Consider the following 24,246-nt stretch of genomic DNA (forward strand, 5'->3'; position numbering starts at 1 on the left):
AAAATTTTAAGGCTAAATAGCTGATTTCTGGCGATCGCTAATTAAATTAGTCACAGCTTTTAAAACTTCCCCATCTATATAGGGCTTAGTTAGGTAAGCATTAGCGCCTAATTCTAGAGCAATTTGTTGGTATTTTTCGCTGCTGCGAGAAGTAAGCATAACCACAGGAATTTGTTGCAGTACAGAGTCTTGCAAGCGATGGCTTAAAAACTTAAATCCATTCATACCAGGCATTTCGACATCAGAAATTATCAAGTTGATAGTTGGGTGCAAATTATAAAGCGCGATCGCTTCAGTGCCATCACTAGCTTGTAAGACTTGATAGCCAGCTTTTTGCAGCATCACGGCTAAGTTATGGCGCACGGTAACAGAATCATCTATTAGCAAAATTTGGGATTTGCGATCGCTCTCAAAAGGGCTCTCGTTATGCGTAACTACGGTGGGCAATTGGTCGATTAACGCTGTACTGTCAAGCATCAAACTTAAACGCCCGTCCGCTAATACACAACATCCCAACACATAATTAGGTGGAGTAATTAGTTTACCTACAGGTTTAATTACTAATTCTTGTTCGCCTAAAATCCGATCGACTTCTAGCCCCACTAATTCCGTGCCTTGACGAACTAAAAGTACGGGCAATTGCTCGGAAACTAAAAGATTTTCTCCAAACTGCAAAATGGTTGATAATTTGCGAATCGGGACTATTTGCCCGTTTCCTGCTAGTTGACAAACTTTTTGACCATTATGCCACTGTTTAATTTGGTCAGGTAGAGGCAAGATAATTTGCTCAACAGCTTCAGTAACAAAACCACAAACGCGATCGCCAACTTCAATTACTAAGACTTTGGCAATTTTGAGACTAATGGGAATTTGTAGTAAAAACGTTGTGCCTTGCTGCGCTTGCGATCGCACGGTAATTGTTCCTTGCAAGGCTTAGATTCTGCTACTACTACTCCATGAGTGTTGGACTCAAAGCGGTATATTAAAACTCGATCTGCTTGCAAGTTATTGCGAATTTCGCTGACTGTGGTTTCAAACAATGCCTCTAAATTAGGTGACTGGTGCATTTGTCCAGTAATCGCCAAAATTTTTTGGCGTTGGGTTCTCAACGCGCCTTGAATTGCACCTTGGCTGCTGCGGACATTATTTTGTACTGGTACGTCGGTTTTTGAATGTGGGGAATTTTGAGAGAGCGCCAAGGGTTCTGAAATACTCGGTTTGTCGCTGTTGCGATCTTCAGAACGAGAAGAAAATAGTTTAATCATTGTGGGGTTAAAAGTTTGAATAAGGGTGAGTAAGTGAGTTTTTACGCAAGTTGCCTAATTTTGGGCGAACGAGCGATCGCTTGCGCCTCGAGAATAATTGTGCCAGAATCGCTCAAATACCCCTGCATAAACTGTAGTAATTGGGCTGGAAATAACTGCACTTTGGGAGATTGAATCAACTCTAGTTCATGCCATTCAATATCATTTACTCGGTCAACTACTAGCCCTAAGTATTGATTGTCAATGACTGTTACTACTAATGCCATAGTAGAAGCGGAGGACGGATCTAGTCGCTCGATAGACGGTAATCCCAGTAAATTATTTAACGCGATCGCCCATAGCATTTCGCCACGCCAGTTGTGAATACCTAACACGCACGGGGGATTTGCGGGATTGGCAATATACCGCTTTGGGGTATTTGCAGTACCTCTGCAATGTCTTCAACTTTTAACAAAGCTGCTAAGTCTTTATTCAAGTTAAGGTGTAAAAACTTTTGTCCTGGAGTTTGAACTTGAGTAAAGTCTATTGCCCGATCTAAAGTGCTTATGAACGCTGGATCTATGGGTATCACCAAGACTATTCCTAATTTTTCATTAGCTGTTGCACCAGTTGAATTAATTCAAGCCGATCTACAGGTTTAGGTAAGTAAGCATCCGCACCTAGCATATCGCCCCACATTTTATCTACTTCAGTACCTTTAGTCGAACAAATCACTACCGGAATTTGACGAGTGTGGGGGTCAGTTTTTAGTTCGCGGCACAACTCAAAACCACTTTGACCTGGTAAAATAACATCTAAAATAATTAAGTCTGGTTTGTACTGAATTAATTTATCTTGAGCCTCCTCGCCACTAGGAACGCTAATTACATCTAAGCCTGCTTGCTGTAGATAACGAGTCAATAGTTGAGCTTGGAGTAAGCTATCTTCAACAATTAGGATAGTACGCATGAATCCACCTGAAAAATAAACTTTGAATTAAGGCAGAAGGCAGTAATTCAATTACCTTTTAATAGATTACTTTAACCACTGTAGACTAGGTGCTATGCGATCGCTGCGGGCAGCTTCAGACCAATCTTAAACGTCTATTTTTTATTAGGGCAATTAAGCGTACACTTTGTGGTACTGGCGAAGGATTAACTATCCTCATGCTGACCCATTTACTATAAGTATCCTGCATTTTGGCTTGTAAATCTTTTAGGTATTGCTTTCTGGGCGTTACTCCGTCACAAAGTTGGAACAAATAACAAGTCGCTTCTGGGGAGATTTATTCTCAGCATGATGCTTTGGTTTTGGATCGTTAATTTCGTCTTACTTTGCTTGATGCAGAAGATATAGACTGCTTTGAATCTATCTACTTTTAATAGTCTGCATTGCTAGTAATGCCGTACCGTAAGCGGCGGCGGTATGGATGGGAGAAAGCATCGTCACTTGCAAACAAAATCCTCGTATTCTCGTCCAAACACTATTTTTTGCGCCACCTCCCGCCGTGTAGACGCAAGTTAATTTATCCGCGCCTAATTGCTGCAAAAGTTCGTAACCTCTAGCTTCGATTCGCGCCATACTTTCAAGCAAACCGTGCAAAAACTCTACATCACTATCTGGGCGCGGTTCTAGTCGTGGTGGTAAGAGGGGATCGTTAATTGGAAAGCGATCGCCCATTTTTAACAAGGGATAATAATCAAGGGTGGTTGTATCTGTATTAATTTGGCTGCTAAGGCTTGCCAACTCTGCATCCGTGAAAAAATGTCTCAGCACTGCACCACCTGTATTAGAAGCACCGCCAGTTAGCCACAAATCCCCCAATCGATGGCTATAGATTCCAAATTCTGCATTTTCTACACGAGTGCGACTCAATAGCTTAAGTACGAGAGTAGATCCTAAAGAAGTCACCGCTTCTCCAGGCTGTTTAGCTCCACTAGCCAAAAATGCTGCAATACTATCGGTTGTACCCGCACAAACTACGCAATCGCTCCGCAACCCCAAAGCAGCCGCAACGGCTGGCGTGACTTCTCCTATGGGCGTACCAGGCGCTAAAACTTGAGGTAATAACGGCATTACAGAAAGATTTTTTAACCAAGTTGGATATACCAACTTTTCTACGTCATAACCTAGCTTCAAAGCATTGTGATAGTCACTAATTCCTAGCTTGCCATGCAATAAATAAGCCAAATAATCGGCTTGATGGAGCAAATATCGCCCTAGGTTAAAAAAAGGTTGTTCGCTCATCCACAGCAGTTTAGCAAGGCTAGAAGTGGCGCTAAGGACAATATTATTGGCAGGTGCAATCGCCTTCAATCTTCCCAATACTTCAATTCCTCGCCCGTCGTTGTACAGCAAGGGTTGATTGAGAACGTTTCCTAGCTCATCGCAGAGCATTACGGTGGATGAAGTGCCATTAATTGCGATCGCATTAATTTGAGTGCGTAAATCCCCAGGTAGCTGTGCAATCAGGTTAAACAAAGTCTTTTGCCATATACCAACCCAAAATTCCGGCTGTACTACCTCAAAAAGTTGCTCAACTTCCGCCTTAATCATCCTGTTTTCATCAATAACAACCGCCCTTGCGCCCGATGTTCCGAAGTCTATCCCCAAGTAAAAATTCATCTTTTGTTACAAAATATTTCTCTATTTAGGCAATGTAGCCGAAAGTAGGGAACGATCTATAAAAGTGAAATCCGTTCATATGCGAGGGTTTAAACCATGTCTTCTATATCCGACATCCAAATCTATGCAGCGCTACTTGTTGCATTAATTCCCGGCGTTTTGGCTTTGCGCCTGTCAACGGAACTTTATAAGTAAAGTTGAACTAAAAGCTATTTCTAAGGTGAAGGGCAATGGCTAAACCATTTTGCCCTTCACCTTCAACTAATTTTAAACAGATGTCAGCCCAGCTAAAAGCTTTTCGTTGCTCCTTTTTGGACTTTTTAGACGATCCATTTTATACAAGCGAACTAGAGAGCGTTCGTTATATTGTGGATGGTTTATTAGTGATCGAAAATGGTTTAGTCAAAGAATTAGGGGATTATGCGAGTTTACAAGCTAAATATGTAGAAATTGAGATAGTTTCCTATCCTGGAATGCTGATTATGCCAGGATTTATCGACACGCATATTCATTTTCCGCAAACAGAAGTACTCGCCTCTTACGGCGAACAACTGCTGGAATGGTTGCATAAGTATATATTTCCTACTGAAAGAAAGTTTCAAGAATTTGCCTACGCTCAAAAAATAGCAGCAATTTTCCTTGATGAATTACTCAAAAACGGTACAACTACAGCGTTAGTGTTTGCGGCGGTTTATCCTGAATCTGTGGAAGCTTTTTTCACTGAAGCTCGCCGTCGCAATCTCCGGGCGATCGCAGGTAAAGTAATGATGGACAGAAACGCTCCAGATTATCTCGTCGATACTCCCGAAACTTCTTACCACCAAACCAAGCAACTAATTGAAAAATGGCACAAAAACGGGCGTTTACTTTATGCTGTAACTCCCCGTTTTGCAATAACTTCCAGTGAGAAACAACTAAAGGTAGCAAGTAAGCTTTTAGATGAATTTCCTGATGTTTATTTGCACACCCATCTATCCGAAAATTTAGACGAAATTGCTCTAGTTGAGCAGCTTTTCCCCGAAAGTCATGGTTACTTAGATGTATACGATCGCGCGGGGTTAGTTAGAAATCGCTCTATTTTTGCTCATGGCGTTCATTTAACTGACGCAGAATTTGTCCGATTGTCAGACGCAGAAAGTGCGATCGCATTTTGTCCAACTTCAAATTTATTTTTGGGTAGCGGATTGTTTAAGCTACAAAAAGCAAAGTCTAGAGAGCATCCAGTTAAATTAGGTTTGGGTACAGATGTAGGCGCGGGTACGAGTTTTTCCCTGCTGCAAACGGCGGGTGAAGCATACAAAGTTGCTCAACTGCGAAAGCAAAAACTATCTCCCTTTCAGGCTTTGTTTTTAGCAACCTTGGGCGGCGCAAGAGCATTAGGATTAGAAGATAAAATTGGAAACTTTGAAGTCGGTAAAGAATCAGACTTTATAGTTATAGATTCAAGATGCACAGAGCTTTTAGCTTTTCGTAACGGTGAAGCTACTGCAATATCGATAGAAGAATTAGCCGAAAAAGTATTTGCTTTAATGGTGGTAGGAAGCGATCGCTCTATTTGTGCTACTTATATCTTAGGAAACCTAGCTTACGAGCGACCTAATTAGTTTTTTCAACTTGAACAACATCCTTCCTACACGCCTTACTTCATCGCTGTATCCTCGATAGGATTGATAGTCATCAATAAACTGCCGACGACCATCGGCACAGATCTAATTTTGTTTTCCTTTTCGATGCCCATTCTTTCGGATGTGAGTTGCTCTACAGTCAGGGCATTGCATAGTGTTTTCCTCCAATATCATCTTTCAATTATGCAACGCCCAAATTTTTTAGTGCTAGTCGTAAATAGCTCGGCGATCGCTTCGGGATTGCTAAAAAAAACTAAGGGACGAGCATTAGCAGAACCAAGCCTACCCCTCTTTTGTCACTTTCAGGAGAGTAAAATCTAGAACCTGCTTTAGCTCAGGATTTTGGCAAAATGACTACAAAGGAAGTCTGATGTGAGAAAATAAAGTTTAAAAGCTTTACATTACAAGCTTTTTCAAGTTTTAGTTTGTTTTTTCCTTACTCAGAGTGACAAAAGAGGGGTAGGATGCTTTCAAAATCATTGAACCGTGTTACGAACGCGGCTCATAAGTTTTATTTAGAGAAAAACTAAAACTAATTAAACTAACTATTGACAACCGTTACTAAACACAACAGCACCAAAATACCGCTAATTCCGTAAAAGGTAGCTACTACTTGAGTTTCCGACCAGCCCGAAAGTTCTAGATGATGGTGTAAGGGAGCCATTTTGAATAAACGTTTGCCTACTCCGTCCTCACCTTTTGTGGCTTTATAATAAGTTACCTGCGCCATTACAGAAAGAGTTTCGACCAAAAATATCCCACTTAGTACAAATAGCGCCCACAAGGTATTAGTCAACAGGGCTACCGATGCTAAAGCGCCTCCTAATGCTAAAGAACCCGTGTCTCCCATAAAAACCCGCGCCGGGTTGCGATTGTGGACGAGAAACCCCAAGCAACTACCGCTCATACAAGCACAGAAAATCATTAATCCTGGGGAACTTGACGCCACCAATACACCTAAACCCAATAGTGCGATCGCGGCGGTTCCTGAAGCTAAACCATCAACGCCATCTGTAAGGTTAGTCGCATTACTTTCTGCTACTAATACAAACACTGCTAAGAGCCAAAATAACAAACCTAAAGGCAACACAAAATTGAAAGGCAAAGCAACATTAGTAATACTACTTGCTTGACTCCAAGCCAGCCACAAACAAAACAGCAATCCAAAGCCAACTTGCAAAGCTAGTTTCATTTTAGGAGAAATACCTTTATTGGATTTGTAGCGCAAAATCTGCCAGTCATCTAGCCAGCCAATTAGTGCATAACCGATTGTCAACGCCGATACTGCAACTACGTCTTTACTCCAGCTAGATAGCAACAGCGATAAAGTAATTGCTACAGGCACAAAAAACACCCCGCCCATAGTTGGAGTACCAGCTTTTTTTAAATGAGCTTGCGGTCCGTCTTCTCTAACAATTTGCCCAGTTTTTAGTCTCACTAACATTGGTATTACCCAATACCCCAGTCCGGCGGTAGCGATCGCACATAGCACCAATGGTAGAGTTAGAGAATTTTGCTGCCAAAATAAGCGCTCTGCTACAATATCGCTCGTTATTGCCCCCGCCCCTAGCACTATACCGAGAGTTATCAGTAAACTAATTCCCGAAAGATGGAATAAAGAGCGAGGAGATGATTTAGCTTCCACAATATTTTTTATACCAGTAATTAGCAAGGAAGAAGCTCTAAGTATGTTCTCAAAGCTTCTTACTAATAACTAAACTCGTGCCTAAAACAGTTAACCAACTTCTTCTTCGGCTGGCTCATCACTGTCTTCAAAATCGTCATCATAGCTAGGATCGTCAGGATCGATAATATCGGCAATATCAGAGAGTGGCTCGCCTTGAGCTATTTCAGCTTCGGTGCGATCGCGTGCCACTAATCTACCACTAGCTCTTAACCAGTCTAAGATTGACAACTCGTTTTTGGCAGGAATTACCGATGCTACTCGATTGCGGGGCTGTTCTTGTAGGGGCGAGTTGGGCATAGGGAAATGTTTAAATAAACGGCTTCAATTATAGTACAAAGTTTAGCATTATTTAGAGGTTCATTATTTTTCAAGGGTTCAGCGTATTAGGTGGAAAAGGGGATAATAGTTAGCGTAGGAAAAGCAGAATTATCATTAAGGCGATGTTTGGAAAATCAGCACTAATAGAAGCGATCGCCGGGAAAAATCGCGGTTTAATAGCCACTGAGTCAGAGAAACAGGCAATATTGATGGCGATCGCGAACTTAGAGGAGCGCAACCCCACGCCGCGCCCTGTAGAGGCTTCTGAGCTACTAGATGGCGACTGGCGGCTACTCTATACGACAAGTTCCGGCTTATTAAATATTGATCGCTTTCCCTTATTAAAACTCGGTCAAATCTATCAATCGATTCGGGTTAAAACTAGCAGCGTTTACAATATTGCCGAGATTTACGGCTTGCCCTACTTAGAAGGCTTAGTCAGCGTGGCGGCGGAGTTTGAACCTCTCTCCGGGCAACGGGTACAAGTAAAATTTCAGCGCTCGATTTTGGGTTTGCAACGCCTAATAAACTATCAATCCCCCGCTAGTTTTATTCAACAAATTGAACAAAGTCAAAAGTTTACAGCCCTTGATTTTGCTCTCAATAGCCGCGAACAACAAGGGTGGTTAGATATCACTTACCTAGATAGCGATATGCGGATTGGGCGAGGTAATGAAGGTAGCGTATTTGTACTAACTAGAGTTCAAAGTGCAATTTAACGTAAAAGAGAAGGTATGAAGTTTGAGATTGTATCGCTTTTTTCTGGTTGTGGTGGGCTTGATTTAGGGTTTTCTCAAGCTGGCTTCAATGTCGTGTGGGCAAATGAATTTGATAGAGATATTTGGGAAACTTACGAACAAAATCATTCCACCACATTTCTAGATAAGAGAGATATTAGAAAAATTGATTCTCAAGAAATCCCCGATTGTGTTGGGATTATTGGGGGCCGCCTTGTCAAAGTTGGAGTGAAGCTGGGACTCAAAGAGGAATTAACGATGAGCGAGGGCAACTTTTCGCTGATTATGTGCGGATTTTGCAAGATAAACAGCCTTTATTTTTTTTAGCTGAAAATGTCTCAGGAATGCTGCATAAAAAACACAGTAGCTCAATTGAAAGTATTGTGGAATCATTTAAAAAAGCTAACTATATTGTCTCTTTTGAATTACTCAACGCTGTAAATTACAATGTTCCTCAAGATCGGAAACGGGTTATTTTTGTTGGCTATCATCAAAGCTTAAACAAGCAGTTTGATTTCAACTCAATAGTTAAAACAATTTCTGTTCCTACCTTACGCAAAGCAATATGGAATCTGCGTGAAACAGTACAACCTGCTAATAACTTGAAAACTCAAGCTTGTGCGATCGCAAATCATGAATATATGCAAGGCGGATTTTCTAGCATTTATATGTCACGAAATCGAGTCCGTGCTTGGGATGAACCCTCTTTCACAATTCAAGCTGGCGGTCGTCATGCGCCCATACACCCGCAGGCGAGTAAAATGATTCATGTAGGGCTAGATAAGTGGAGCTTTGACCCTGAATCTCCCGCCCCATATAGAAGATTATCTATTAGAGAGTGTGCGAGGATTCAAACTTTCCCCGATAATTTCATCTTCTATTATAAAAATATAATTGCCGCCTATAAAATGATTGGGAATGCTGTCCCTGTCAATTTCAGCTATGCGATCGCCCAAGCGATAAAAGAAGACTTATTTAGTAGTGAGCAAGAACAAAAAAGCGACCTCACAACATATTTACCTCTACAACTCAGCTTGAATCTTATATAAACATGACAAATATTTTGCAAGCAGTTCGAGTAATAATTAATAATAAAATTCCAGATGTAGTAAGTTTCTACCGCAGCACAAATAGAATTAATGCCGTGGGCGATGCTTTGGAAGCCTATATCAAAGATATATTTGCTGACACTGTAGGCGAGACTAACGAAAATTATAAGCGCGAAGTTTATAGCAAGTTATTTTCCTATTCTGGAAATGCTAACAATCCCCCGGATCTAATGATAAAGGGAGGAGATGCAATAGAAGTTAAAAAAGTAGGAGTAGGAACAGCCAAAATAGCCCTAAGTAGCTCTTATCCTTACCTAACTTACTGAATAAGCTCAAAATCTAAATTGCATTCATATTGCTTTGATAGCGCGATCGCACTATCGCAGAAAATTATTACTTGGGATGCGATCTCCTGAGCGCGGTTTTATAGTTATAGCGATAAATTAGCGAAGTCTTTGACTCAAAACTGTAGCAGTTACAACTAATGCTGCACCAATAAAACCCCGTATTCCAAGCTGCTCCCCTAAAAACAAAAACGAGAAAAACGAAGCAAATACTGGCTCTAAAGTATAAAGCAAAGCAACTTCATGAGCAGGAACCCAACGCCCAGCCATTGCTTGAGACCAAACTGGAGTTGCCGTCCCTATTAAACCAAGATAAAGAAAAGTACCAAAGTGAGCAGTAATGTCTTGACTATAGCCAGCAAAATGCGGCATTGCCCAAATAATACCGATTAGCGCCATTACCCCTAGTTGAACTGCAACTAGGGGTAAGGTAGGATGGCGTGGTGTCAGCCACGCTAAAGTCAAAATATAGACAGCAAAGCTAAGTGCGGCAATAAAGGTCAAAGCATCTCCCCAACTTAGCCCGCCGCCTTCCCAGGATAATAAACCGATACCAGAAATCGCCAGTCCCGCCGCTAATAAAATCTTGGCTGTTAACTTTTGACCTAAGAAAATGCTCAAAAGCGGCACCAAAATAGCATTGAGGCTAAGAATAAAAGCAGAACGGTTGGCAGAGATAGTTTCTAGCCCCAATACAGTAATACTGGTCGCCAAAAAACACAAACATCCTAGCAGTACGCCCGCTCCTAACAAGCGAATATTAAGTTGGCGCAGCCAACCAACAAAGGGAACAGCAACAATGGCAAAGCGAGTAGCAACAATTACCGCAGGTGGAAAGTCGCGCAAGAAATACTTAAGTACCGAAAAAGAAGTCCCCCAAACTAAGACTGTTAGCAGTATTAGCAGGATGCCTTGGTGGTAAGAGGTTTTAGAGATTGCAGTCATTGTAATTAGTTCAAGTGATAAACTCATCTTGAATTAGGCGATCGCAAATCGGCAAAACATAAACTTAATCGCATCCATCAATGAATTTGATAGATAATTGCCTTGTCGATTTTAAGAATTTGCGACAATACAAGCAATTGTTGTAATTAGTTGTAGTACATGGGTTATGACCGTCACAGCCAATTAAAGCTCTCCCAACTGTATGTTTTAATTGCCGTCGCTGCTAGTGGCAGTTTCAGCCAAGCAGCTTTACAGTTGCAGATGTCGCAATCTGTCGTTAGTTATGCAATTTCTAGCCTGGAAGCCCAATTAGGAAAGGATTTCTGCCTTTCGTAGTGCTGCAACTTATATTTTACCAGAGGCGATCGCACAGTTTTGCCGCCGTTATCCGGCGATCGCGTTTAGTATTACGGAGTACGACGATCGCCCAGAAGTAGAAAAAACTCTGCGTACAGGACGCGCCGATCTTGGTATTACTTATTTACCAACAAGTTATGAGTTTGAAACTTGGGAGTTGATGCGAGACAAATTTATAATTATGTTTCCGCCAGATTTTGAGCCACAAGAGCAACTTCTTAGTTGGCAGCAATTAACCACCTACCCCTATAATCATGGCTCCCGATGGTGATGGCTGCGATGCAATGGTTTATGCTCACTGTACCAAGTATGGAATCAGCTTACAAGCTACTTACCATATTCGCTCGGATGCGACGATTGTTAATATGGTTGCTCAGGGATTAGGCGCGGCTATTAGTCCTCGTCTGGCTGCCGAACCGATTCCTCAAGGTATTAGCGTTTATAGTTTGCCAGTTCCACTATTTTGAGTCATCTGCGTTGCTGCGGTGAGAGATGCTTGGCTGTCTCCGGCAGTATTTACCTTTTTGGATCTGCTTAAAGCAACGCTACGGGCAAAATAGCTATGTGTCTTCTAAACCCTCAGAGTTGGCTTATCATTGTATCGATTATTGTGGTGTTATTTAATGGCTCGGACAGAAAACGTGAGACAGCTTGCCAATTTTATTTGGAGCGTTGCCGATCTTTTACGGGGCGATTATAAGCAGGCGGATTATGGCAAAGTTATTTTACCTTTCACTGTACTGCGGCGGTTGGACTGCGTTTTAGAACCGACTAAAGATACTGTAATGGAATTTTATGAAAGTAAAGTAAAATCCATGAATTTGAAGAATCCAGAGCCGTTACTCAATCAAAAGGCTGGTGTACCTTTTCATAACATTAGCCAGTTTACTTTTCAGAAGTTACAAGCAGACTCAGATAACGTTGCAGCCAATCTGAAAAACTTTATCAATGGCTTCTCCGCTTCGGGTCGAGAAATCATTGAGTATTTTGACTTTAGCGATCGCATTAACCGTCTGGATGAGGCAAATTTATTATTCTTGATTGTTAAAAAATTTGCTGAAATTGACCTTCATCCTGATGCCGTCTCAAATATGGAGATGGGTTATGTGTTTGAGGAATTGATCCGTAAGTTTTCAGAATTATCGAATGAAACCGCAGGAGAGCATTTCACTCCGCGTGAAGTAATTCGACTGATGGTAAATCTGCTGTTTCAAAATGACCGAGAGGTTTTAACGCAAAAAGGCATTGTCAAAACTATTTACGACCCTGCCTGTGGAACTGGTGGGATGCTGTCGGTTGCAGAGGAGTATATCAAGGAACTGAATGAAGATGCCAAGCCTGTAGTCTTTGGGCAGGAGTTAAACCCAGAGTCTTACGCTATTTGCAAATCGGATATGTTGATTAAAGGGCAGGCTGTCAGCAACATCAAGTTTGGTAATTCTTTTACCAATGATGGATTAGAGAGCGAAAAATTTGACTATATGCTGTCTAACCCGCCGTTTGGGGTGGAGTGGAAGAAGGTACAAACCCAGGTAAAAGCAGAGCATGATAAGAAGGGCTTTGATGGGCGATTTGGGGCGGGTTTGCCACGAATTTCTGACGGCTCGTTTCTGTTTTTGCAACACATGATCGCCAAGATGAAACGGAACAATGGCGGTTCACGAATTGCTATTGTATTTAATGGGTCGCCGCTATTTTCCGGCGGTGCAGGTAGTGGGGAAAGCGAGATCCGCAAATGGATTATTGAAAACGATTTGTTGGAGGCTATTGTCGCCTTACCCGATCAACTGTTCTATAACACTGGGATTTATACCTATATCTGGATAGTTACCAATGCCAAAACCGCAGAACGTCGGGGCAAAATTCAGCTAATCAACGGTATTTACTATTACAAAAAAATGAGCCGCAGTCTAGGCAACAAGCGCAATGCGATCGCCGATGGGGTGGAGTTGATGCCTAATCAGATTGCTGAAATCACTCAAATATATGGTGAGTTTCAACAGAATGCAACTCGCAGACTGGAGATTGACGGCGCAATAAAAGATGTATTAGTTAGCAAGATTTTTGACAATGAGGATTTTGGCTACTGGCGAATTACGGTAGAGCGCCCGTTGCGGCTGAATTTTCAAGCAAGTGAGGAGCGACTGGCACGCCTGCAAATGGAATCGGCGTTTGTGACGCTGGCAGTGCCGAAGAAGCGGGGCGGGGCTGCGCTAGAAGAAATTGAGGGAGGGAAAGCATTACAAGAATCTATTAGAACAGCATTGCGAGGTTTAGGGGAAACTCTCTACAAAAATCGGGATGAGTTTGAAACGGCTTTGACGGATGCGCTTAGAGCCGCAGATGTGAAAATTGCCGCTCCAGTAAAAAAGGCGATTTTGAATGCGCTATCGGAGCGAGATGAAACTGCGGAAATTTGTATGGATAATGACGGCAACCCAGAGCCAGATGCAGACTTGCGAGACTATGAAAATGTGCCGTTGAAAGATGACATTGACAAGTATATGCGGCGGGAAGTGTTGCCCCATGTGCCGGATGCCTGGGTAGATGAAACTAAGACGAAGATCGGGTATGAGATCCCTTTTACGCGACATTTTTATGAGTACGTGCCGCCGCGTCCATTGGCGGAGATTGAGCGAGAAATTAAGGAATTGGAAGATGAAATTCGAGGAATGTTAGAGGAAGTGCTGTGAAATGGATAATTTAGAGTTTTATCGGCAAACTATCGAAAATGTGCTACGGAAGTATGCAGAAATTCCCTCCGCCTATGAGGAGATTGACCAGTATCTAATTATTGACAAAGAGCGCAATCATTTCATGCTGTTTGATGTGGGTTGGCAGCAAAAACGACGAGTACATGGTTGTGTGACTCATGTGCAAATTATCGATGACAAGATTTGGATTCAAAGAGATGGCATTGAAGATGGAATTACTGATGAGCTAGTTGAAGCGGGGATTGCCAAGGACAAGATTGTTTTAGGGTTTCAACCGCCCAATGTGCGTCCTCATACAGGCTATGCGATCGCATAGCTATCCCTATTTAACCAATTGCCCCACGAAGCAAAGACATGAAGAATTTGAGGAATTCTAAAGGTGGTGATTTAAGTGCTTAAAACTTATGACACTTGGAAAAAAATTAGACTCAAGCATATTTCAAGAAGTATTGGACAATATGGAGCAAATCTGTCTTCAGGTAATTATCTCGAAAATGGCGTAAGATTTTTGAGAACAACTGATATTCAGGATAACGGGGAGCTTATTGAGTCTGAACTAGGTGCGTATGTTGATAAAAGGTTAGTTCAGGATTATTTACTCAAACATGGTGATATTTTATTCTCCAGAAGTGGAACATTAGGACGTTCTTATCTACATACAAATAAAGTTACTGGTGACTTTGCTTTTGCTGGATACTTGGTTAGATTCAATATAAATTCTTGTACTCACCCGAAGTTTATTTTTTACGTTAGCAAAAGTAGTGAGTTTTTGGCACAAATAGAAGCAGATGCCATACAAACAACTATTTCAAACTTTAATGGGGAAAAATACGGGAATATAAAAATATCAACTCCCCCTTTAGAAACCCAAGAAGCGATCGCCCATTTTCTCGATTGCAAAACCGCCGCCCTAGACACCCTGATTGCCAAAAAACAACGCCTTATCCAACTCCTCGAAGAAAAGCGTACCGCCTTGATTAACCAAGCTGTTACTAAAGGACTGAATGCGATCGCTCCGATGAAAGACTCCGGTATCCCCTGGATTGGTGGGATTCCTGAGCATTGGAAATCATTGAAGTTAAAGCATATTTCAAAAATATATCGAGGTAAATTTACGCATCGACCTCGAAATGATCCAAGGCTGTATGGTGGCTTATATCCTTTCCTGCAAACTGGAGATATTGCAAGAGCAGGTAAGTTTATAGAAAACTATAGTCAAAGCTTGAATGAATTAGGTAAAGAAGTTAGTGAATGTTTCCCATCCCAAACAATTGTCATGTCGATTGCCGCAAATATCGGTGATATAGCAATCACCTCCTTTGATGCTTACTTTCCTGACAGTGTGATTGGCTTTACACCGAAACCTCTACTATACTCAGATTTTTTATACTATCTGCTGCTATCAATGAAGTTAGCTTTTGAACAAGAAGCTACCGAAAATACTCAAAAGAATTTGAATATTGAGCGAGTTGGAAACATCGATGTTCCGCTACCGCCTTTAGATGAGCAAGATCAAATTATTAAGCACTTGGAAGATTCCCTGAAGAAACAAAATGATATTAAGAAGCTTTTGAATCAACAACTAGAAAAACTCCAAGAATATAGGAGATCGCTCATTACCGCCGCCGTCACAGGCAAACTTGAGATTGAGGGGGATAACGCTGCATGACCCTGTGTGCAGCCTGGATACGTCATACGCCCACAGGCGATCGGGAGTTAGTTTTTGCCACCGATAGCTGTCTCTCCGCCGGAGAACGCTGGGAAGCTGGAGTAAAACTGTTTGAACTGCCCCGTAAAGACTGCTTCATTTGCTTCGCTGGGGAAACTTCACGGGCATACCCAATGATCCTCAACTTGATTCATTCTCTTGAAGCCTCGCCTGCCCTAAAAAATCCTCAAACCGATTTGCTAGATATAATGCGTCATGCGGAAGATTTGTTTACCGATCTTGCCCAAGCAATCAATCTCACTGGGCATAGTAGTCCCGATTATGAAACTGCTAGAAGTGAAGCCCAATTTATCTTTGGCGGCTGGCGCTGGCAGACCAGTGAATTTTATGTTTGGCGATTGGCGTATGATTCAACTCCTGTCAAAGAGTGCTTCGTCGCCGAACGCTGCTTTTTAGATGACTCCGAGCCTGTTTGCTTCATTGGCGACCTCCAGCGCAGTGACCTAATCCAAGAAATTTATCAAGAGGTTGGCGAGGCAGACATCAAGCTAAATATGCAACCTCTACAACTGCTGATCCGTAAGATTCGGGACATATCCCCTGGTACTTCTGGGATTCGCGGCGCACCTCAAATTGGCAAAGTCTATCGCTCTGGAAACTCTAAATTATTTGGGGTTATGTGGCAGTCTAGCGAAGGCAAACCCCACTTCCAGAGCCGTCCTGTGCTAGGCATCCAAAATATGGTGCATCATTACTTCGACCCAGACACCTGTGAACTCATCAACGATTGTCCTGGTAAAAGACCTAATATCAGCGAGCTTTTGAATGAAGACGAGCAACGGTTTATCAACAACTGCTACGACGCAGAAGAAAATCTAAAGTTAGACTTAAATGAATTCCAAAACGGTAAATTGCAAGAAATTCTCCGTCAAGTTGCTTATAAGAAATTCTTAAACGCGGTAACTATGACTGACTTATCAGAAGCAGAATCATGACAACCACAACTCCCACCACTGAAAAAGCTTTTGAAGAAGCAATTATTGATTCCTTAACGACTGATGGAGGCTATCAGTTGGGCAGTAATGCCAACTTCGATCGCGAACTTGCCCTGGACAAACTTACCCTTTTGCAATTTATCCACAATTCTCAACCGCAAGCCTGGAAAAAACTAGCCGAGATTCATGGCAGCACTGTTGAGGAGAAGTTTATCGATCGCCTGTACCAAGAATTGAACCTGCGGGGAATGCTAGATGTCCTTCGTTATGGAGTTATAGATTATGGCGTGCGCTTCAAACTCGCCTACTTCAAACCCGCCAGCAACCTCAATCCTGAAACCCTAGCCCTTTACAACCAAAACATTCTAACTGTTACCCGTCAGCTACATTACAGCATCCACAGCCAAAACTCCATCGATCTGCTTCTTAGCATCAATGGATTGCCCGTTACCACCGTCGAACTCAAAAACCAGTTTACTGGGCAGGATGTAGAAAATGCGAAACAGCAGTACAGCAGAAGTCGCCACAGCCACGAACTTTTGTTTCAATTCAAAAGCCGCGCGATCGTCCACTTTGCCGTAGACTCCGATGCCGCCTGGATGACTACCCGCATCGACGGCAGCGACACTCGTTTTCTACCCTTTAACCAAGGCTACAACAAAGGAGCAGGCAACCCGCCCAACCCCAACGGCTACAAAACTGCTTACCTATGGGAAAACATCTGGGCAAAAGATAGCTGGCTAGACATTGTGGGGCGCTTCTTACATCTTGAGCAGGACGCGATCGCTCTTAACGGTAAAATCGTCAAAAAAGAGAGTTTGATCTTTCCTCGCTTCCACCAGTTAGATGTAGTTCGCAAATTAACTGACGATGCTAGAGCCAAAGGCGCAGGGCAGAACTACTTAATTCAGCATTCCGCAGGCAGTGGTAAAAGTAACTCAATTGCGTGGCTTGCCTACCAACTTGCCAATCTCTACAACGATAAAGATGCCAGAGTCTTTGACTCTGTTATTGTCATCACCGATCGCAAAGTCCTTGACCAACAACTCCAAGACACTATTTATCAATTTGATCATGTAGCCGGAGTCGTGCAAAAAGTCGATCGCAACGCCTCCCAACTAGCAGAAGCTCTAGCTGCGGGGACTAATATTATCATTACTACCCTGCAAAAATTTCCCTTCGTCTTAGATAAAATCGGCGAACTTCCCAAACGCAACTACGCTCTGATTGTGGACGAGGCACACAGTTCCCAAGGGGGAGAAGCCGCAAAGAAAATGAAAGAAGTCCTGACTGTAATTGACTTGAGCCGCTCCGCTAAAGAGGAAGGTGGTAGCTATGGCAATAATGATGAGGATGAAGAAGACTGGGTGCGTAAGTCTATGCTGTGTCGTGGCAAACAGCCCAACTTGAGTTTCTTTGCCTTCACCGCTACCCCCAAAGCCAAAACCTTAGAAGTGTTTGGACACCTCAATAGCCAAGGACAACCCGAACCCTTCCATCTTTATTCCATGCGGCAAGCCATCGAAGAAGGCTTCATTATGGACGTGTTGCAAAATTACACTACCTATAAAACCTACTTTCGACTGACCAAAGCGATCGCGGAAGATCCCCAAATTCATCAGAAAAAAGCCAGCAAAGCGATCGCCCGTTTCCTATCTCTGCACCCCCACAACTTGGCTCAAAAAACCGAAGTTATTATCGAACACTTCCGGCAATGTGTCATGCCCAAACTTGGCGGTAAGGCAAAAGCAATGGTAGTTACCGCCTCTCGCCCCCATGTCATTCGCTACAAAGCTGAATTTGATAATTATCTAAAAAAGCAAGCATACACCGACATTAAATCACTTGTTGCCTTTACTGCGTTTACAGATAGAGAAACTGGAATTTCTTACACTGAATCCGATCTTAATGGTTTTGGAGAAGGGGAATTACCTGAAAAATTCGCGACTGTGGAGTACCAACTGCTGATTGTTGCTGACAAGTACCAAACAGGCTTCGATCAACCGCTACTGCACACAATGTATGTTGACAAAAAACTTTCTGGAGTTAAAGCCGTACAAACCCTATCCCGCTTAAACCGAACCTATCCTGGCAAAGAAGATACTTTTGTTTTAGATTTTGCCAATGAAGAACAAGAAATTATTGATGCTTTCCAGCCTTATTATCAACAGACTATCCTAACTACAACTACTAACCCCAATCGCTTGTATGACTTGCAAAATCGGATAGATAGCTTTCAAATCATTTGGTCTAGTGAGGTAGATGCCTTCGCCCAAGTGTTCTTTAAGCCTACCGAGACAACCAGCAAACAGGAGCATAGTCGGCTGAATGCGTTAGTTGACCCGGCTTGCGATCGCTTTAACGGACTTGAAGAAGACCAACAAGACGAGTTCAAAAATACGCTTATTGCTTTCATCCGGCTCTACGCATTTTTATCACAAATTATGCCCTTTGCTGATGAACAGCTAGAAAAACTCTATGCTTTTACTCGCTTACTTCAAACTAAGTTACCCAAACGACTCCAGAGCGAAGTTTTTAAATTAACTGATGAAATTAGTTTGGAATATTACCGCTTGCAAAAGATCCGAGAAGGCCAAATTGTTTTGCAAAAAGATACCCAATCAGCTTTGCAACCAAATACTGAAGCCGGAATGTCCAAAGATAAGGAGACTCAGGCAAAGCTTTCAGAGATTATTACTATGCTCAACAACCGATTTAATACTGATTTCACGGACGCTGACCAATATTTTTTCAGTCAAGTTGAAGAAAAATTAATTCAAAATGAATCACTTTCCCAGCAAGCGAAAAGCAACTCAATCCAAAACTTCAAATACGGCTTTGATGACCTATTCCTGACTGCGTTGATTGAGCGAATGGAAGACAATCAAGACATTTTTACAAAGATCCTTGATAATCCAGATTTTGGTAATGCAGTTAGAGATTGGATGCTCAAGAGAGTTTACAATCGGCTAACAGAGGAAATCTCCGCTTGATAATTTGCAGGGAAATTTGAGTTATGGGTTAATTAGATCGCTCTCAAGTTAGAATGCGCGATCGCCCGCTTCAACGTCTCTAGCTCTAGCCAAGAGCGATCGCACTTGAAGCTATAGGGGTTTGTCATTGATAATAGTTTAAATACTATTTCGGGATTGCAATCGTGACAGAACAAGGTCGTTACAAGGATACTGTTAATCTGCCTCAAACAAAATTTGATATGCGCGCAAACGCTACTAAGCGCGAACCAGAAATTCAAAAGTTTTGGGCAGAAAATCAAATTTACGATCGCCTGTCGCAAAACAATCCTGGCGAAATATTTGTCCTCCACGATGGACCACCCTACGCTAATGGGGCGCTACATATCGGTCACGCCTTAAATAAAATCCTCAAAGATATCATCAACCGCTACCAGTTACTCAAGGGCAAAAAAGCTCGTTATGTCCCTGGTTGGGATTGTCACGGGTTGCCGATTGAACTTAAAGTTTTGCAGAATATGAAGCAAAGCGATCGCCTAAACTTGACTCCCCTAGAACTCCGTCACAAAGCTAGAGATTTTGCTTTAAAAGCTGTGGACGAACAAAGCAAAAGTTTCCAACGTTACGGCGTTTGGGGAGATTGGGAGCATCCATATTTAACTATGACTCCAGACTACGAAGCAGCGCAGATTGGGGTGTTTGGGCAGATGGTTTTAAAAGGTTATATCTATCGGGGTTTTAAACCCGTCCATTGGAGTCCTAGCTCTAAAACTGCCTTGGCGGAAGCTGAACTTGAGTATCCTGAAGGTCATACTTCCTCAAGTATCTATGCAGCTTTTCCCATGACGAGCCTTTCGGAGGCGGCGAAGTCTGCGTTAGCACCCTATTTACCCCAGCTATCTGTTGCTATCTGGACAACTACCCCTTGGACTATCCCAGCTAACTTAGCTGTTAGCGTCAATCCTCGGCTTGATTATGTGGTAGTTGAAATTGGCTCGTCATCCAAATATCTAATCGTAGCTGCTGATTTAGTGGCTACTTTGTCCGCCAAGTTAGAAACTCCGCTCACAGTAAAAGCAACGGTTAAAGGTAAAGATTTAGAACATTCTACTTATCGACATCCTTTGTTTGACCGCGAAAGTCCAATTTTAATCGGCGGCGAATACGTGACGACAGAATCCGGTACGGGCTTAGTTCATACCGCACCTGGTCACGGTCAAGAAGATTATATCGTCGGTCAGCGTTACGGCTTGCCTATCCTTGCGCCAGTAGATGAAAACGGCAACTTTACCGAAGAAGCCGGAAAATTTGTTGGTTTGAATGTATTGGGTGAAGGAAATACCGCCGTTATTGAAGCTTTAACAGAGGCTGGTGCTTTGCTGAAAATGGAACCTTACGCCCACAAGTATCCTTATGACTGGCGGACAAAAAAACCGACTATTTTTAGAGCTACCGAACAGTGGTTTGCATCAGTGGCTGGGTTTAGAGAAGAAGCCTTAAAAGTACTCGCATCTGTGCAATGGATTCCACCCCAAGGAGAAAATCGCATCACGCCAATGGTAAGCGATCGCGCAGATTGGTGTATTTCTCGTCAGCGCAGTTGGGGCGTACCAATTCCGGTATTCTACGACGAGGAAACAGGCGAACCGTTAATGAACGAGGAAACGATCGCCTATGTGCAGAAAATATTTGCTGATTTAGGTTCTGATGCTTGGTGGGAAATGCCGTTAGAGGAATTACTGCCCGAAAAATACCGCAACACTGGTAAAACTTACCGTAAAGGTACAGATACGATGGATGTTTGGTTTGATTCTGGATCTTCTTGGGCGGCGGTAGCCAAGCAAAGACCAGAACTACATTATCCTGTAGATATCTATTTAGAAGGCTCCGATCAGCATCGCGGTTGGTTTCAATCTAGTTTGTTAACTAGCGTTGCTAATAACGGAATTGCACCTTTTAAAACTGTACTAACTCACGGCTTTACCTTAGACGAACAAGGGCGCAAGCAGAGTAAATCTTTGGGTAATGTCATCGATCCCAATATTGTGATTGAGGGGGGCAAAAATCAAAAAGAGGAACCACCCTACGGCGCGGATGTATTGCGTTTGTGGGTGTCGTCGGTAGATTATTCAACGGACGTATCTATCAGTAAAAATATCCTCAAGCAAATGGGAGATGTGAGGAGTAAAATTCGCAATACAGCGCGGTTTTTACTTGGCAACTTGCATGATTTTGACCCTAGCAAGGATGCTGTACCTTACGAACAATTGCCCGAACTCGATCGCTATATGTTGCACCGGATTACGGAAGTATTTACCGATGTCACTCAAGCTTTCGATCGCTTTCAATTTTTCCGCTTCTTCCAAGCTGTACAAAATTTCTGTACGATTGATTTGTCCAACTTTTACTTAGATATTGGCAAAGATCGGCTGTATATCAGTGCTGAAAATACTTTGCGTCGTCGTAGTTGTCAAACGGTGTTGCACGTCGCTTTAGAAAATTTGACCCGTGCGATCGCACCTGTACTTTGTCACACCGCCGAAGATATTTGGCAATTTCTCCCCTATCCTACGCCCTACAAATCAGTATTTGAAGCGGGTTGGGTGCAATTAGAGGAAAAGTGGCACAAAAGCGAGTTATTAGAGTTTTGGCAGCAATTAAGGACAATTCGCACCGAAGTTAACAAGGTTTTGGAACAAGCGCGGGTTCAAAAAGCGATCGGTTCGGCGTTGGAAGCAAAAGTATTATTATATGTTGCTGATTCTCAATTGCGCCAACAAATGCACGCTCTTGATTCTACTTCCCTCACAAATAGGGTGGATGAACTGCGTTATCTGTTTATCGTTTCTGGAGTGGAACTACTAGAAAATCCTGAAGCCTTGCAAAACGCCAAGTACAGCTACAAGTCTGATAGTTTGGGCATTGGCGTAGTTGCCGCCGATGGGCATAAATGCGATCGCTGTTGGAATTATTCAACCTATGTTGGTAAGTCCCAAGAACATCCCTTATTGTGCGATCGCTGTGTTGCTGCTTTAGTAGGGGAGTTTTAAGCGTTCCAAATTTTATTTAGGAAAAACCAACAATTGGAGCCATTACCCCAAACCCGACAGAGTGGGGCGCAATGCCTTGCGCCCCTACTCTTGCACCCCTAATAGAGGTCAAAAGTTACATACAAACGACATACCTATGTCATATTTACCAAGCACAATAGAAATTACAGAATAATTAAAAGGAGTAAACTACAGTGCAATGGCAGCGATCGCCTAAGAAGAAGAAGTTGCTGGTTGCAGGTGTAAGTATTTTAAGTCTTGCCGTTGCTGGGTGTAGTCAAAAAATAGATGCCCAACCCCTCAAGCAAGCTCAAAGTGCCGTTGAAACCAAGCCTGGTAATGCGGATGTGCAAGCTTTAGTAAATTTTGGTCCTAGAGTCGCCGGAACCCCAGCAACAGAAAAAGCTAGTAACTATTTGCTCCAAGAATATCGCAAGGCTGGATATGTAGCAGAAATTCAAACGTTTAGTTATCCCAAATTTGTAGATTTAGGCTCAAATATAACTATTGATGGCAAGGTAATTGCCGGGAAAGCTTTAAACGGTTCTCAAGCTGGAAAACTTAATGCACCGCTCGTTGTAGTCCCTAATTTTGGGCGCGAAGGAGACTATGCAAATGTTAATGTCAAGGGTAAAGTTGCTATTGTCAAGCGCGGTGAAATTCGCTTTCTAGAAAAAGCTCAAAATGCTGCTAATGCTGGAGCGGTTGGCTTAGTTGTCATCAATACCAAGCCTGGTAATTTGTTCGGTACGCTGGGGGGAGATGTCAAAATTCCTGTACTGGCGTTGACGGATGAGGCGGGTAAATCTTTGCTGGAGACGACGACTCCGCGTCAAATAAACCTGGCTGTAAACACTCGCCAAGGCAATGTTACGGGGCGCAATGTAATTGCTCGTTTGCCTGGTGTAACTCAACCCAAAGTAATTTTAGGCGGTCATTATGACTCGGTGGTAGATTCCCCCGGCGCAAATGATAATGCTTCCGGTACAGCCGTTGTACTGGCGATCGCTCGTAAGGCTGCGAAAACCCCTCTAGCTCGTCAAGCTTGGTTTATTGCTTTTGACGGCGAAGAAGATGGTTTGCATGGCTCTAAAGCTTTTGTAAGCAGCGCTAAACCAGAATTTTTGCAAGGTCTTAAAGGGATGCTCAACTTTGACATGGTAGGCGTAAACGATCGCTTGCTTGTCGGTGGAACACAATCTTTAACCAAACTAGCCAAGTCTACAAACCCCGAAATTACTACTTTTGGTGGTCGAGGCGGTAGCGATCATGCTTCTTTTGCCAGCGCTAATGTACCCGTACTCTTTTTCTATCGAGGCGAAGATCCCAATTATCACAGTCCCGGCGATAAAAATGTAGATGCAAAGCTACTTAACGAAACGGCTCAACTTGGCTTCGATTTAGCCAACAAAATTCAAAAATAATTGTTTGACTTTTCAAAGCAAGCAAATCTAAACCCTAACCAAACTAAAAACAACCATGCTAAAACTTTTACCTTTAGGTGCGGTATTAGCTACTATTATCAGCACCCACTTGCCCGTCACTTCAAATCAACGCTTACAATTAACTCAATCACAACTATTAGCCCAGTCTTACAATTCCACTTCACCAGAAAATAATGATAACGGCGGAAGGATACTAACTACAGCGCTAGTAGTTGGTGGTATCGCAACAGGAGGTTATTTAGCAACCAAAAAAACAAATACTGCTAAATCTAACACCAATAGTGAAATAGACAAAGCTAGTCCCAAGTTGCAGAAAAAACTGTTAATTCTCTTGCACAACGATCGCACTACCGCCAACCGTTTAGTAGCTTATACTAAACAAACCAATCCCCAAAAATCGGTTAATTGGGCAATGGAAAAAGTAATCTATGACTTAGAACGCGATCGCGCCTAAAAATCTCTAGTCGGTT

General features: G+C 42.6%; 24 protein-coding genes and 2 pseudogenes. 16 read left to right on the forward strand and 10 right to left on the reverse strand.

The window, feature by feature from the left end:
- Positions 1 to 12: 12 nt before the first annotated feature.
- From AC2VE5_RS03345 to AC2VE5_RS03370, 6 genes are all read right to left on the reverse strand, one after another.
- Positions 13 to 930 carry a response regulator gene (locus AC2VE5_RS03345; protein ID WP_486886364.1) on the reverse strand — a complete coding sequence of 306 codons (918 nt, stop codon included), beginning with the start codon at positions 928 to 930 and terminating at the stop codon, positions 13 to 15.
- Positions 837 to 1,265, reverse strand: a complete 429-nt coding sequence (locus tag AC2VE5_RS03350; RefSeq protein WP_486886365.1) for a hypothetical protein — start codon at positions 1,263 to 1,265, stop codon at positions 837 to 839. The genes AC2VE5_RS03345 and AC2VE5_RS03350 overlap by 94 nt, the downstream gene beginning before the upstream one ends.
- Before the next feature lie 41 nt (positions 1,266 to 1,306).
- Positions 1,307 to 1,639 carry a chemotaxis protein CheW gene (locus AC2VE5_RS03355; protein WP_486886366.1) on the reverse strand — a complete coding sequence of 111 codons (333 nt, stop codon included), beginning with the start codon at positions 1,637 to 1,639 and terminating at the stop codon, positions 1,307 to 1,309.
- A complete protein-coding gene (locus AC2VE5_RS03360) occupies positions 1,633 to 1,839 on the reverse strand; it encodes a hypothetical protein (RefSeq protein ID WP_486886367.1) in 207 nt (68 codons plus the stop codon). The genes AC2VE5_RS03355 and AC2VE5_RS03360 overlap by 7 nt, the downstream gene beginning before the upstream one ends.
- Before the next feature lie 8 nt (positions 1,840 to 1,847).
- Positions 1,848 to 2,213 carry a response regulator transcription factor gene (locus AC2VE5_RS03365; protein WP_486886368.1) on the reverse strand — a complete coding sequence of 122 codons (366 nt, stop codon included), beginning with the start codon at positions 2,211 to 2,213 and terminating at the stop codon, positions 1,848 to 1,850.
- A gap of 399 nt (positions 2,214 to 2,612) precedes the next feature.
- Entirely contained in the window at positions 2,613 to 3,869 is a 1,257-nt protein-coding gene (locus tag AC2VE5_RS03370; RefSeq protein WP_486886369.1) for an FGGY-family carbohydrate kinase, read from the reverse strand.
- 96 nt (positions 3,870 to 3,965) lie between these two features.
- Here AC2VE5_RS03370 and psaM point away from each other — a divergent pair, with 96 nt between their 5' ends.
- Together psaM and guaD are read left to right on the forward strand one after the other, a co-directional pair.
- Entirely contained in the window at positions 3,966 to 4,064 is a 99-nt protein-coding gene (gene psaM, locus AC2VE5_RS03375; protein ID WP_071994151.1) for a photosystem I reaction center subunit XII, read from the forward strand.
- A 35-nt stretch (positions 4,065 to 4,099) separates the two neighbouring features.
- Positions 4,100 to 5,473 (forward strand): guanine deaminase, encoded by a 1,374-nt coding sequence (gene guaD / locus AC2VE5_RS03380; RefSeq protein ID WP_486886370.1) that lies wholly within the window; start codon positions 4,100 to 4,102, stop codon positions 5,471 to 5,473.
- Between the two features lie 30 nt (positions 5,474 to 5,503).
- Here guaD and AC2VE5_RS03385 read toward each other — a convergent pair.
- The 3 genes and pseudogenes from AC2VE5_RS03385 to AC2VE5_RS03395 form a co-directional block, all read right to left on the reverse strand.
- Positions 5,504 to 5,647 (reverse strand): annotated as a pseudogene (locus AC2VE5_RS03385) (IS1/IS1595 family N-terminal zinc-binding domain-containing protein); the annotation flags it as partial.
- Between the two features lie 388 nt (positions 5,648 to 6,035).
- Positions 6,036 to 7,139: a phospho-N-acetylmuramoyl-pentapeptide-transferase gene (mraY, locus tag AC2VE5_RS03390; protein WP_486886371.1), complete on the reverse strand. Its 1,104-nt coding sequence runs from the start codon at positions 7,137 to 7,139 to the stop codon at positions 6,036 to 6,038.
- A gap of 90 nt (positions 7,140 to 7,229) precedes the next feature.
- Entirely contained in the window at positions 7,230 to 7,478 is a 249-nt protein-coding gene (locus tag AC2VE5_RS03395) for a DUF3134 family protein (RefSeq protein ID WP_486886372.1), read from the reverse strand.
- Between the two features lie 143 nt (positions 7,479 to 7,621).
- Here AC2VE5_RS03395 and AC2VE5_RS03400 point away from each other — a divergent pair, with 143 nt between their 5' ends.
- The 3 genes and pseudogenes from AC2VE5_RS03400 (at position 7,622) to AC2VE5_RS03410 (ending at position 9,611) form a co-directional block, all read left to right on the forward strand.
- Positions 7,622 to 8,218 (forward strand): PAP/fibrillin family protein, encoded by a 597-nt coding sequence (locus tag AC2VE5_RS03400; protein ID WP_486886373.1) that lies wholly within the window; start codon positions 7,622 to 7,624, stop codon positions 8,216 to 8,218.
- A gap of 15 nt (positions 8,219 to 8,233) precedes the next feature.
- Positions 8,234 to 9,285, forward strand: a pseudogene (locus AC2VE5_RS03405) (DNA cytosine methyltransferase).
- Between the two features lie 2 nt (positions 9,286 to 9,287).
- Entirely contained in the window at positions 9,288 to 9,611 is a 324-nt protein-coding gene (locus AC2VE5_RS03410; protein WP_486886374.1) for an NgoPII family restriction endonuclease, read from the forward strand.
- A gap of 117 nt (positions 9,612 to 9,728) precedes the next feature.
- On the opposite strand, the gene AC2VE5_RS03415 is transcribed toward AC2VE5_RS03410, so the two are convergent.
- Positions 9,729 to 10,574 carry a DMT family transporter gene (locus AC2VE5_RS03415; RefSeq protein ID WP_486886375.1) on the reverse strand — a complete coding sequence of 282 codons (846 nt, stop codon included), beginning with the start codon at positions 10,572 to 10,574 and terminating at the stop codon, positions 9,729 to 9,731.
- A gap of 159 nt (positions 10,575 to 10,733) precedes the next feature.
- On the opposite strand from AC2VE5_RS03415, the gene AC2VE5_RS03420 reads away from it, so the two are divergent.
- The 11 genes from AC2VE5_RS03420 (at position 10,734) to AC2VE5_RS03470 (ending at position 24,230) form a co-directional block, all read left to right on the forward strand.
- Positions 10,734 to 10,910, forward strand: a complete 177-nt coding sequence (locus AC2VE5_RS03420) for a LysR family transcriptional regulator (RefSeq protein ID WP_486886376.1) — start codon at positions 10,734 to 10,736, stop codon at positions 10,908 to 10,910.
- 28 nt (positions 10,911 to 10,938) lie between these two features.
- Positions 10,939 to 11,202: a LysR family transcriptional regulator substrate-binding protein gene (locus AC2VE5_RS03425; protein WP_486886439.1), complete on the forward strand. Its 264-nt coding sequence runs from the start codon at positions 10,939 to 10,941 to the stop codon at positions 11,200 to 11,202.
- Complete coding sequence (locus AC2VE5_RS03430) at positions 11,186 to 11,398, forward strand: LysR substrate-binding domain-containing protein (protein WP_486886377.1); 213 nt, start codon at positions 11,186 to 11,188, stop codon at positions 11,396 to 11,398. The genes AC2VE5_RS03425 and AC2VE5_RS03430 overlap by 17 nt, the downstream gene beginning before the upstream one ends.
- A 156-nt stretch (positions 11,399 to 11,554) precedes the next feature.
- The gene (locus tag AC2VE5_RS03435) at positions 11,555 to 13,624 is read left to right on the forward strand and encodes a type I restriction-modification system subunit M (RefSeq protein WP_486886378.1); all 2,070 of its coding nucleotides are present in this window, start codon (positions 11,555 to 11,557) and stop codon (positions 13,622 to 13,624) included.
- A 1-nt stretch (position 13,625) separates the two neighbouring features.
- Complete coding sequence (locus tag AC2VE5_RS03440; RefSeq protein ID WP_486886379.1) at positions 13,626 to 13,961, forward strand: element excision factor XisI family protein; 336 nt, start codon at positions 13,626 to 13,628, stop codon at positions 13,959 to 13,961.
- A 75-nt stretch (positions 13,962 to 14,036) separates the two neighbouring features.
- Positions 14,037 to 15,314, forward strand: coding sequence for a restriction endonuclease subunit S (locus tag AC2VE5_RS03445; protein ID WP_486886380.1), 1,278 nt, complete (start codon positions 14,037 to 14,039; stop codon positions 15,312 to 15,314).
- The gene (locus AC2VE5_RS03450; RefSeq protein ID WP_486886381.1) at positions 15,311 to 16,309 is read left to right on the forward strand and encodes a hypothetical protein; all 999 of its coding nucleotides are present in this window, start codon (positions 15,311 to 15,313) and stop codon (positions 16,307 to 16,309) included. Before AC2VE5_RS03445 ends, AC2VE5_RS03450 begins: the two co-directional genes overlap by 4 nt.
- Positions 16,306 to 19,302 (forward strand): type I restriction endonuclease subunit R, encoded by a 2,997-nt coding sequence (locus AC2VE5_RS03455; protein ID WP_486886382.1) that lies wholly within the window; start codon positions 16,306 to 16,308, stop codon positions 19,300 to 19,302. The genes AC2VE5_RS03450 and AC2VE5_RS03455 overlap by 4 nt, the downstream gene beginning before the upstream one ends.
- A 164-nt stretch (positions 19,303 to 19,466) precedes the next feature.
- Positions 19,467 to 22,331, forward strand: coding sequence for an isoleucine--tRNA ligase (gene ileS / locus AC2VE5_RS03460; protein ID WP_486886383.1), 2,865 nt, complete (start codon positions 19,467 to 19,469; stop codon positions 22,329 to 22,331).
- Between the two features lie 194 nt (positions 22,332 to 22,525).
- Entirely contained in the window at positions 22,526 to 23,755 is a 1,230-nt protein-coding gene (locus tag AC2VE5_RS03465; protein ID WP_486886384.1) for a M28 family peptidase, read from the forward strand.
- Positions 23,756 to 23,810: 55 nt separating this feature from the next.
- Complete coding sequence (locus tag AC2VE5_RS03470; protein ID WP_486886385.1) at positions 23,811 to 24,230, forward strand: hypothetical protein; 420 nt, start codon at positions 23,811 to 23,813, stop codon at positions 24,228 to 24,230.
- Positions 24,231 to 24,246 lie beyond the last annotated feature (16 nt).

The organism is Aliterella sp. E5.1 (genome assembly GCF_057473825.1).

Excerpts from the sequence above, each read along its gene's own strand:
- AC2VE5_RS03350 (WP_486886365.1), bottom strand. The coding sequence starts at position 1,265 with ATGATTAAACTATTTTCTTCTCGTTCTGAAGATCGCAACAGCGACAAA.
- AC2VE5_RS03365 (WP_486886368.1), bottom strand. The coding sequence starts at position 2,213 with ATGCGTACTATCCTAATTGTTGAAGATAGCTTACTCCAAGCTCAACTA.
- AC2VE5_RS03370 (WP_486886369.1), bottom strand. The coding sequence starts at position 3,869 with ATGAATTTTTACTTGGGGATAGACTTCGGAACATCGGGCGCAAGGGCG.
- psaM (WP_071994151.1), top strand. The coding sequence starts at position 3,966 with ATGTCTTCTATATCCGACATCCAAATCTATGCAGCGCTACTTGTTGCA.
- guaD (WP_486886370.1), top strand. The coding sequence starts at position 4,100 with ATGGCTAAACCATTTTGCCCTTCACCTTCAACTAATTTTAAACAGATG.
- AC2VE5_RS03395 (WP_486886372.1), bottom strand. The coding sequence starts at position 7,478 with ATGCCCAACTCGCCCCTACAAGAACAGCCCCGCAATCGAGTAGCATCG.
- AC2VE5_RS03400 (WP_486886373.1), top strand. The coding sequence starts at position 7,622 with ATGTTTGGAAAATCAGCACTAATAGAAGCGATCGCCGGGAAAAATCGC.
- AC2VE5_RS03410 (WP_486886374.1), top strand. The coding sequence starts at position 9,288 with ATGACAAATATTTTGCAAGCAGTTCGAGTAATAATTAATAATAAAATT.
- AC2VE5_RS03415 (WP_486886375.1), bottom strand. The coding sequence starts at position 10,574 with ATGACTGCAATCTCTAAAACCTCTTACCACCAAGGCATCCTGCTAATA.
- AC2VE5_RS03420 (WP_486886376.1), top strand. The coding sequence starts at position 10,734 with ATGGGTTATGACCGTCACAGCCAATTAAAGCTCTCCCAACTGTATGTT.
- AC2VE5_RS03430 (WP_486886377.1), top strand. The coding sequence starts at position 11,186 with ATGGCTCCCGATGGTGATGGCTGCGATGCAATGGTTTATGCTCACTGT.
- AC2VE5_RS03435 (WP_486886378.1), top strand. The coding sequence starts at position 11,555 with ATGGCTCGGACAGAAAACGTGAGACAGCTTGCCAATTTTATTTGGAGC.
- AC2VE5_RS03440 (WP_486886379.1), top strand. The coding sequence starts at position 13,626 with ATGGATAATTTAGAGTTTTATCGGCAAACTATCGAAAATGTGCTACGG.
- AC2VE5_RS03450 (WP_486886381.1), top strand. The coding sequence starts at position 15,311 with ATGACCCTGTGTGCAGCCTGGATACGTCATACGCCCACAGGCGATCGG.
- AC2VE5_RS03455 (WP_486886382.1), top strand. The coding sequence starts at position 16,306 with ATGACAACCACAACTCCCACCACTGAAAAAGCTTTTGAAGAAGCAATT.
- AC2VE5_RS03470 (WP_486886385.1), top strand. The coding sequence starts at position 23,811 with ATGCTAAAACTTTTACCTTTAGGTGCGGTATTAGCTACTATTATCAGC.